At 58.4% G+C, this 1,138-nt stretch carries 1 protein-coding gene; it reads right to left on the minus strand.

The genetic code is table 11. The annotated features are described in order from the left end of the window. Nucleotides 1-951, minus strand: a 951-nt coding sequence (locus IVA81_RS40315) for an ABC transporter substrate-binding protein (protein ID WP_247330501.1), incomplete at its 3' end; no start/stop codon positions are given. Nucleotides 952-1,138: the final 187 nt, after the last annotated feature.

Here is a 1,138-nt window from a genome sequence, read left to right on the forward strand (position 1 = left end):
CAGTTGCTTGGCTGTCTTGAGGTTGAGGGACAACTCGAATTTGGTTACTTGGTAAATCGGGATGTCGCCGGGCTTTGCTCCTCGGAGAATCGCGTCGATATTGTGGGCGGCGCGCTTATGCACTTCGATCAGATCGAAGGAATAGGCCATTAGGCCCCCGGCCTCGACGGATTCGGTAAATGTGAAAATCGCCGGAAGTTTCGCGTCGCCGAGCAGCTTGGCGATCAAAGTGCTGTTTTGAAGGACCTGAGGCGAATCGAGGACCATGACCGCATTTGCACCGTCGCGGGAGATGCTCTCGACCGCCGCCCGAACGTCTGCTTCGCTGGTAGAAAATTCCAGTAAAGACACCGCGAGAGGGAGGCCTGCTATTTCGGCAGCTGCGCGGAAAGCGTCTGCGCTCGACCCATTCCATTGGAAACGAAGAGCGAGACAGCCAAGTTTCGACATCGTCGGAACCATCTCGCGCAACAGTGCAATCCGCTTCCCATGAATGGACAGACCGGCATCGATGCTAGCTCCGGTGAAATTGCCGCCCGGGTGAGCCAGACTTTCGGCGATCCCTTGCTTAACGGGGTCGGTCGTTATCACTACGATTGGAATACGCGATGTTAGCTTCTTGAAGATGACTGCGCCCGGGCCAACGACGTGGATGACATCCGGGCTGCTCCGAACGATTTCCGCCGCCAGGGCTTCGGGGCCGGACGCATTTTGCTCTCGGCCGTAACTTTCGACCTTGAGGTTTTGCCCCTCGACCCACCCCAACCGCCGAAGCTCTGCGAAAAAGGCTCGGGACTTTTTGCTTTCGCTATGCTCATGCAAGTCCGCGCTTGGCTCTGCTGGGCTGAAGATAGCAAGACGCTTGCTATTGGTGCTCTGCTGCGCCGCCACAGCGAGCGGCCATGCCACCGCCGCACCGCCAAGAAGATTGATGAAATCGCGCCGTCTCATGCAGCCCTCCAAGGAGCTCAGGACCACGCTAAATTCAGGTTGGAGCATACCACATCGCGGCATGGGAGTCCGGGGCGTTGGAGGCGCAAGATGTCAGCGCGGCGATCCGCTATCTGCATTGCCACCATGACCGCTAAGGGTCACGAGCGGTCCTCAGCGGGTCGAGACCGAATGTCTGCAACGGGCC

The sequence above is a fragment of the Bradyrhizobium sp. 141 genome, assembly GCF_023074055.1.
Lineage (GTDB): Bacteria > Pseudomonadota > Alphaproteobacteria > Rhizobiales > Xanthobacteraceae > Bradyrhizobium.